Source organism: Massilia sp. (assembly GCF_046293535.1).
Classification (GTDB): Bacteria; Pseudomonadota; Gammaproteobacteria; order Burkholderiales; family Burkholderiaceae_D; genus Telluria.
The window spans coordinates 141,194-149,608 of the sequence record NZ_JBKBOV010000009.1; the positions used below are offsets into that span (position 1 = coordinate 141,194).

9 protein-coding genes are annotated in these 8,415 nt (G+C 69.5%); all 9 read left to right on the forward strand.

Going from position 1 to position 8,415, the window contains the following annotated elements; genetic code table 11:
• The first annotated feature begins 57 nt into the window (after positions 1-57).
• The gene (locus ACK4S9_RS07710; protein ID WP_409723723.1) at positions 58-474 is read left to right on the forward strand and encodes a hypothetical protein; all 417 of its coding nucleotides are present in this window, start codon (positions 58-60) and stop codon (positions 472-474) included.
• Between the two features lie 199 nt (positions 475-673).
• On the forward strand, positions 674-1,138 hold the full coding sequence (gene gspG, locus ACK4S9_RS07715; RefSeq protein WP_409723725.1) for a type II secretion system major pseudopilin GspG: 465 nt from the start codon (positions 674-676) through the stop codon (positions 1,136-1,138).
• Positions 1,139-1,201: 63 nt separating this feature from the next.
• Positions 1,202-2,404 (forward strand): type II secretion system F family protein, encoded by a 1,203-nt coding sequence (locus tag ACK4S9_RS07720; RefSeq protein WP_409723727.1) that lies wholly within the window; start codon positions 1,202-1,204, stop codon positions 2,402-2,404.
• Positions 2,401-4,110 carry a GspE/PulE family protein gene (locus tag ACK4S9_RS07725; RefSeq protein ID WP_409723729.1) on the forward strand — a complete coding sequence of 570 codons (1,710 nt, stop codon included), beginning with the start codon at positions 2,401-2,403 and terminating at the stop codon, positions 4,108-4,110. Before ACK4S9_RS07720 ends, ACK4S9_RS07725 begins: the two co-directional genes overlap by 4 nt.
• Positions 4,103-4,909, forward strand: a complete 807-nt coding sequence (locus ACK4S9_RS07730; protein WP_409723732.1) for a hypothetical protein — start codon at positions 4,103-4,105, stop codon at positions 4,907-4,909. Before ACK4S9_RS07725 ends, ACK4S9_RS07730 begins: the two co-directional genes overlap by 8 nt.
• A complete protein-coding gene (locus ACK4S9_RS07735; RefSeq protein WP_409723734.1) occupies positions 4,906-5,454 on the forward strand; it encodes a PilN domain-containing protein in 549 nt (182 codons plus the stop codon). Before ACK4S9_RS07730 ends, ACK4S9_RS07735 begins: the two co-directional genes overlap by 4 nt.
• Positions 5,451-6,023: a hypothetical protein gene (locus tag ACK4S9_RS07740; RefSeq protein ID WP_409723736.1), complete on the forward strand. Its 573-nt coding sequence runs from the start codon at positions 5,451-5,453 to the stop codon at positions 6,021-6,023. The genes ACK4S9_RS07735 and ACK4S9_RS07740 overlap by 4 nt, the downstream gene beginning before the upstream one ends.
• Positions 6,020-6,562, forward strand: coding sequence for a hypothetical protein (locus ACK4S9_RS07745; protein ID WP_409723738.1), 543 nt, complete (start codon positions 6,020-6,022; stop codon positions 6,560-6,562). Before ACK4S9_RS07740 ends, ACK4S9_RS07745 begins: the two co-directional genes overlap by 4 nt.
• Positions 6,562-8,415, forward strand: a 1,854-nt coding sequence (locus ACK4S9_RS07750; RefSeq protein WP_409723741.1) for a secretin N-terminal domain-containing protein, incomplete at its 3' end; no start/stop codon positions are given. The genes ACK4S9_RS07745 and ACK4S9_RS07750, both read left to right, overlap by 1 nt.

Below are 8,415 nucleotides of genomic sequence, written 5' to 3' on the forward strand. Positions count from 1 at the left end.
GGCCGTGCGTACCCTGATTCGCTTGACCAGGTGTTGCCAAGAAGGGAAGATGAACACATGCGAAAACTCATCCTTATCTTCCTGCTCGCCTGTTCCGCCTGCGCCACCCAGGCCCAGGATCCCGGCCGCAAGGGTGTGCCGGCGGCGGCAAGCGGCGCGGCAGCAAGCGGGACCGACACCCTGGCGCGTATGCGCGCGCTGGCCGGCGGCGGCGCCTGTACCGAGTCCGGCCAGTGCCGTACCCTGCCGGTCGGGGCGATGGCCTGCGGCGGTCCGGAAGCCTACCTGCCGTATTCGATGTCAGGCACCGACGAGAAAGCCCTGCGCGCGCTGGGCGAGCAGTACAAGGCCGAACGCGAAGCTGCGAACAAGGCGGGCGGCATGATGTCGATCTGCCGCCACCTGCCCGATCCGGGGGCGGTCTGCGTCAGCGGCAGTTGCCAGCTGGGCGCATCGTCGCCAGCGGCGCGCTGATCGCTGCCGGCGCGCTTGTGCGATCCTTGCACCACGGTTCCGTGCAAGGCATCGGCTCTGCGGCAGCGCAAGCCAGACGATTTGCGTGGCTGCGATAGTGGCGATCGATGGTAAAAAATAAAGAAATGTTGTCTTGGCATTGAGCGCCGTGTTAGCCTTGCACGCCAAGCTTTTCGTATGTGCACTTAGGAGTCGGTCGATGCATTCAGTATTGGAACAGCGAGCCGGTAGGCGGCCCGCGCCGCGCCGCGTGCGCAGTGCCCAGGCGGGCTTCACCCTGCTCGAACTGCTGGTGGTGATCGTGATCATCGGCCTGCTCGCCGCTTATGTCGGACCCAAGTACTTCTCGCAGCTCGGCAAGTCCGAAGTGACGGTGGCGAAGGCGCAGATCGACGCCTTCGACAAGGCGCTCGACACCTACCGCCTCGACGTCGGCCGCTATCCCAGCGCGGAAGAGGGCCTGAACGCCCTGATGGCCGCGCCGCCGAGCGCCGGCGCCAAATGGAACGGCCCTTACCTGAAGAAGGGCGTGCCGCAGGATCCCTGGGGCCGTCCATTCCAGTACCGTTCGCCGGGCAGCAAGGCCGAATACGAAATCCTGTCCCTCGGCAAGGATGGCCAGCCGGGCGGCACCGGCGACAACGCCGATATTTCCTCGAACTGAACGCTCCATCCAGCGCCACCGTTCCTGACAGTCCAGACGTAAACCTCAGCCGGGCCCGCCTTCATGCAGTTCGCCGTTCGCACCCTTGCGCCCGACATGTCGATCTCGAACCTTGTCGTCGATGCCGCCGACGCGCTCGATGCGCGCCGCCAGGTCGAGGCGCGCGGGCTGTTCGTCAGCGCCGTCGAACCGGCCCGTTCTTCGCCCTTTGCCGGCCTGAGCTTCGGCCGCAAGGGCGGCGGCAAGCTCTCGCTGGTCCTGTTCAGCCAGGAACTACTGGCCCTGCTCAACGCGGGCCTGGGCATCGTCGAAAGCCTGGAAGCGTTGCTCGAGAAGGAAGCCAACCCGGGCGCGCGCGGCGTGCTCGAGCGCCTGCTCGCCGGACTGCGCGAGGGCAAGCGCTTCTCCAGCGTGTTGGCAAGCCAGCCCGACCTGTTCCCGCCGCTGTACGTCGGTATCGTGCGCGCCGCCGAAGGCACCAGCGACCTGCCGCGCGCCCTGTCGCGCTACATCGACTACCAGCAGCGCATCGACCTGGTGCGCGCCAAGATCGTCAGCGCCTCCATCTATCCGGTGATCCTGCTGCTGGTCGGCGGCGGTGTGAGCGCCTTCCTGATCGGCTACGTGGTGCCGAAGTTCGCCGAGGTCTACCAGGGGGCGGGGCGCAGCCTGCCCTGGATGTCGCAGTTGCTGCTCGACTGGGGCCAGTTCGCGTCCAGGCACGGCAGCGCGATCCTGGTCGCGGCGCTGCTGGCCATCGCAGGTACCGTCGCGGGCGTGCGCCACCTGGTGCGCAGCGGCGGCATCAACCGCCTCCTGGTGCGCCTGCCCGGCATCGGCGAGCGCGCCCGCATCTATGAACTGTCGCGCCTGTACCTGACCCTCGGCATGCTGACCGAGGGCGGCATCACCATCGTCGGCGCCATCGAGACCGTGCAGCCGATGGTGTCCGGCAGCGTGCGCAAGGGCCTGGCCCAGGCACGCGCCGCCATCGAATCGGGCCAGCCGCTGTCCAATGCGTTCGAAGCCAATGGCCTGACCACGCCGATTTCCCTGCGCATGCTGCGCGTGGGCGAGCGCACCGGCGACATGGGGCCCATGCTGACCCAGTCGGCCGCCTTCTACGACGGCGAGATCACGCGCTGGATCGACCGCTTCACCCGCACCTTCGAGCCGCTTCTGATGGCGGCCATCGGCCTGGTGGTGGGCGCCATCGTGGTGCTGCTGTACATGCCGATCTTCGACCTGGCCGGAGATATGTCTTGAAAAGCGATGTCTTGAACGCGCCCCAGGGAGTATTGCTCGATCCGGCGCTGCTGGCGCGCGCCCGTGCGCAGGCGGCCGTGTCGCGGCGCGGCCTGGTGGCCGAACTCGAAGGCCTGACCGGCCTCGAGCCGCGCAGCATCATCCGCGAGCTGGCCGCGCCCTTCGCGCTGCCGGTGATGGAAACCGCCGCCATGCTGGCGCAGTCCCCCGCCTTCGACCTGCTGCCGCTGGCCGGGGCCATGGCGCGCCACTGCGTGCTGCTGCGCGACGCGGCCGGACGCCTGACCGGGGTGCTGTCCGATCCCTTCGACCTCGACCTGCAGACCTGGCTCGGCGCCCAGGCGCGCGCCACCGCCAGGCGTCCGCTCGAGCTGTGCCTGGCGCTGCAGTCCGACATCCAGGCTTATCTCTCCAAGCAGGAGGAATCGGCGCGCGCCGTCGACAGCCTGGTGGGGGGCGACCTGGACGCCCGGCGCGACGGCAAGGTCAACCAGGTGCTGTCCTTCGCCTCGGTGTCGGAAAGCGGCAGCCCGGCCGTCAAGCTGGTCAACTCGACCCTGTACGATGCGCTCAAGGCCGGCGCCTCCGACATCCACCTCGAAAGCACGGCGGGCGGCCTGGCGGTGAAATACCGCGTCGACGGGGTGCTCGACCACGCGGCCACGGTGGGCGGCATCGAACTGGCCGAGCACATCATCTCGCGCCTGAAGGTGCTGGCCGAACTCGATATCGCCGAGCGCCGCATTCCGCAGGACGGCAGCTTCCGGGTCGAGTCGGGCGGGCGCGACATCGACCTGCGGGTATCGATCATGCCCAGCATCCACGGCGAGGACGCGGTGATCCGCATCCTCGACAAGCGCGCCATGATCGAATCCTACGGCGCACTCACGCTCGAAGCCCTGGGCTTCGACGCGCCTTCGCTGGCGACCCTGCGCACCCTGGCCCAGGAAGCCTACGGCATGCTGCTGGTGACGGGGCCGACCGGCTCCGGCAAGACCACCACCCTGTACGCGGCGCTCACCGAGATCCACAACGGCCGCGAGAAGATCATCACCATCGAGGATCCGGTCGAGTACCAGCTGCCGGGCATCCTGCAGATCCCGGTGAACGAAAAAAAGGGCCTGACTTTCGCGAAGGGCCTGCGCTCGATCCTGCGCCACGACCCCGACAAGATCATGGTCGGCGAGATCCGCGACCGCGAGACCGCCGAGATCGCGGTGCAATCGGCGCTGACCGGCCACCTGGTGCTCACGACCGTCCACGCCAACAACGTGTTCGACGTGTTCGGCCGCTTCACCCACATGGGCATCGATCCGTATGCTTTCGTTTCGGCCCTGAACGGCATCTGGGCCCAGCGCCTGATCCGCATGAACTGCCCGCACTGCGCGGCGCGCTACGAGCCCGACGCGGCGGAACTGGCCTCGGTGCACCTGGCGCCCGAGGAGACGCTCGATTACGTCTTCATGCGCGGCAAGGGCTGCGGCGACTGCCGCGGCACCGGCTACCGCGGGCGCCGCTCGATCGCCGAGATCCTGACCCTGAACGACGAGATCCGCGAACTGATCGTCGACAAGCAGCCGATCCGCCGCATCAAGGCCGCGGCCCACGCCAACGGCACCCGCAGCCTGCGCCTGGCCGCGCTCGACCTGGTCAGGCGCGGCGCCACCACCATCGACGAGATCAAGCGGGTGACCCTCCATGCGTAGGAAGTTCGGACAGTCGTTGCGCTTGGGAGTGGCCGCCGACGGCCTGGCGCTGTTGCGCGTGGGTGGCTGGCCGCGCTCGAGCGTCGAAGTGCTGGCCGAGCAAGCCATCGAAGCCGGCGCCCCGGATGCGCTGGGCAAGAGCCTGCGCGCGCTGCTGGGCGAGTTCGATCCGCGCGGCTGGCCGGTGAGCGTGGTGCTGGCCGACGAATTGGTGCGCCTGTGGCAGGTGCCGCCGCCGCGCGGCGCGACGCGCCTGGGCGATTTGCAGGCGGCTTGCGCCCTGCGCCACCAGCACCTGTTCGGGGCGCCGCCGCTCGAATGGCGCATCAGCGCCGACTGGGATGCGGCGCGTCCCTTCCTGGCCGCCGCCGCGCCGGAAGCGCTGCTCGCGCTGCTCGAATCGCTGGCGCACGAGCACCGCTTCCACCTGGTCGAGGTGGCGCCGCAGTTCGTGGCCGCGCTGAACGCCTGGCGCCGCGAGCGCCGCCCGGGCGCCTGGTTCGGCCTGGTGCATGGCGGCGTGCTGTCGCTCGCCGCCTACGAGGGCAGTGCCTTGATGGCGGTGCGCACCGCCGTGATTCCGCCAGGAGCGGACCGCGACTGGCTGGAAGCCCACATCGCGCGCGAGGCGCTGCGGGTCGGGGCAGGGCGGCCCGAACGCCTGCAGCTGTGCGGGGCCGCCCCGGCAAGCTGGGCCAGCGCGGCGGGCCGCCTGAAGTTCGCCTGCACCCTGCTGGAAGACGATAGCGCCGACTGGCCGCAGCACGTGCGCCTGGCGCGCGCCGGAATGACGTCATGAAGCGCACCCATATCGATTTCGCGCCGCGCACGCTGCGGCGCGCCCTGTTCCGGGTGCCGCCACGCTTCGCCGGCTTCCTGTTCCTCGCCGCCATACTGTGCTTCGTGCTGGTGTCGCAGGTGCGCCAGTACCAGGAGGAGCGCGAGGGGCTGGAGGCGCTGCAGGCCGCCATCGCGGCGCGCTCGCAGGCCGCCCGTCCGCTGCCGGTGGCGGCGCCGCCGAAGTTCACCGTGTCCGCGGCGCAGGCGCAGGCCGTCAACGACGCCGTCATGCAGCTCAACCTGCCGTGGCGCGACCTGGTCGAGGCGGTGCGCGCGGCCACGCCGGGCAATGTCGCCCTGCTGGCCCTGGAGCCGGACGCCAAGCGCCGTACCCTGCGCATCACGGCCGAGGCGAAGAGCAGCGACGACATGCTGGCCTACGTGGCCAGGATGGAAGAGCAGGGCTGGTTCGCCTCGAGCGCCCTGGTGCGCCACGAGATCGCGGAGCAGGAGCCGAACCGGCCGCTGCGTTTCCAGATCAGTGCACAGTGGGGTGGCCAATGAAGGACGTGAGCCTGTCCACGCTGTGGCTGCGCATCGTGCTGGCGCTGCGTCGCATGAATCCGGTCGTGGCTGGCGCAAGCGCGCTGGCATTGGCCGTCATGGTGGCGATCCTCCTGATGCTGCGGGCGCTGGCCGGCCTCGACGAGCAGTACGACACCGCGCGCCGCCAGGCCGCCGTGCCCCCGGCGCCCAGCGCGCTGGCGCCGCCCGCGCCGAGCGCCGACCAGAACCTGGCGCATTTCTATGCCTCGCTGGGCGAGCGCGGCAAGGTCGAACGCCAGCTCAAGACCCTGTTCGCGCTGGCCGAGAAGAACGGCCTGGCCCTGCGCCAGGGCGAGTACCGCAGCAGCCAGGACCGGGCAGGGCGCTTCTTCACCTACCAGATCACGCTGCCGGTGACGGGCCGCTACGGCGCCATCTGGCAGTTCGCCTTCGACGCGCTGCGCGCGCTGCCGCATGCCTCGCTCGACGACGTGGCGTTCCGGCGCGACGCGATCGGCAGCGAGACCGTGGAGGCGCGATTGCGCCTGACGCTGCACCTCGCAGCCACACCGGGAGCGCCGCGATGAAGCCGCGCCATATCGCGATGGCCGTGGCCCTGGCGGCCGCCGCCGGCCTGGTGGTCTTCGGCGACAACACCCCCGGGGACGTGGTGGCCGAGCCGGTCGAGCGCGCACCGGCCCCGGCGGCCGGCGCCGCCGCGCCAGCGACCGACACCAGGGCGGACAAGGATAGCGACAAGCAGGTGGCCATCCTGCGCCTGGTCCCGCGCGACGTGCTGATCGGCGACGGCGACGACCGTTTCAACGGGGGCGAGGATGGCGTGTTCGCGCGCCAGGACTGGACCCCGCCGCCCCCGCCGCCGGCCCCCGCGCCACCGCCGCCGCCGCCCAGTGCGCCGCCCTTGCCCTTCACCTTCATCGGCAAGTCGCTGCAGGACGGCGTCTGGGAGATCTACCTGGCCCGGGGCGACCGTACGCATCTCGTGCGCGAGAACACGGTCATCGACGGCATGTACCGCGTCGACGCGATCAGGCCGCCGGTGCTGACCCTGACTTACCTGCCGCTGAACCAGGTTCAGCAGCTCAATATTGGAGTGTTCGACTGATGCTTCGCTTAGTTTCGCCCACGAAGGCACATGTGCTGGGCATGGCCCTGGCGGCGGTGTTGATCGGCGGCTGCGCCGGCCAGCGCGCCTACCAGGAAGGCAATGCGCTGGTGGCGCAGGACCAGGTGGCGGCCGGGCTGGCGAAATACCAGGAGGCGGTGGCCGCCGACCCGGGCAATCCCCAGTACCGCACCGCCTGGCTGCGCGCGCGCGACACGGCGGCCGACCGCCTGGTCAAGCAGGCGGAAAGCGCCCTCGCCGCCAACCAGGTCGCGCAGGCGCTGGAGGATTACCGCCGCGTGCTGGCCTTCGATCCGGCCAACGAGCGCGCTCGGGCCGGCCTGCGCCAGGTCGAGGCCGACCGCCGCCATGCAGGCATGCTGCAGGAGGCGCGCGCCGCGTTCGACAAGGGCGAGTTCGACACCGCGCGCCAGAAGCTGGCCGCGATCCTGACCGAGCGTCCGGCGCACGAACCGGCGCGCCTCCTGATGCTGGAAGTGGACGAGAAGGCCGCGGCGGCGTCGCAAGGCGAGACGGCGCTGGCGGCGTCCTTCCGCAAGCCGATCAGCCTGGAATTCCGCGACGCTCCGCTGAAGCAGATTTTCGAAGTCATCTCGCGCCACGCCGGCCTGAACTTCGTGTTCGACAAGGACGTCAAGGCCGACCAGCGCAGCTCGATCTTCCTGAAGAACAGCACGGTCGAGGCGGCGGTCTACTACCTCCTGATGACCAACCAGCTCGAGCGCCAGGTCATGGACGGCAACACCATCCTGATCTATCCGAACGTGGCGGCCAAGCTGAAGGAATACCAGGAGATGACGGTCAAGACCTTCTTCCTGGCCAATGCCGACGCCAAGAACATCGCCAATACCTTCAAGACGATCCTCAAGTCGCGCGACGTGGTGGTGGACGAGAAGCTCAACCTGGTGATCCTGCGCGACAGTCCGGAAGCGGTGCGCGTGGCGACCCAGCTGGTGGCGCTGCAGGACGTGCCGGAGCCGGAAGTCATGCTGGAAGTCGAGGTGCTGGAGATCAAGCGCAGCCGCCTGGTCGACCTCGGCATCGCGTGGCCGAAGTCGGTGTCCTTCACGCCGCTGGCGAACCTCGACGGCGAGCCGGTCTCGATCGACCAGCTGCGCGGCCTGAACCGCGGCAACATCGGCGTCGTCAGCGACCTCACCGCCACCGTCAACGCCAACAAGACCGACGGCGATTCCAACATCCTGGCCAACCCGCGCATCCGCGTGCGCAACAAGGAGAAGGCCAAGGTCGTCATCGGCGACAAGATCCCCAACATCTCGACCACGATCTCGTCGGGCGTGGGCGGCTTCGCCTCCGAGTCGGTCAACTACATCGACGTCGGCCTGACCCTGAACGTCGAACCCACCATTTACCTGAACAACGAGGTCGGCATCCGCATCGCGCTCGAGGTCAGCACCCTGGGCGACTCGGTGAGGACCAACTCCGGCACCGTGGCCTACCGCATCGGCACCCGCTCGGCGACCACCTTCCTGCAGCTCAAGGACGGCGAGAACCAGGTGCTGGCCGGCCTGATCAGCAACGAAGACCGCTCCAGCGGCAGCAAGGTGCCGGGCATCGGCGACCTGCCGATCGTCGGCCGCCTGTTCGGCAGCACGCGCGATACCAGCGACCGCACCGAGATCGTGCTGTCGATCACGCCGCGCCTGGTGCGCACGGTGCAGCGCCCGGCCGCCGCGATCTCGGAATTCGGCGCCGGCACCGAAGCCAGCTTCCGCCGCCGTCCGGACAGCACGGCGCGCGCGCCGGTGCAGTTGCCGGCCAGCGCCGCAGCCGCCGCCGCGGCCGCGCGCGCGGCCGCCACGGCGCCAGCC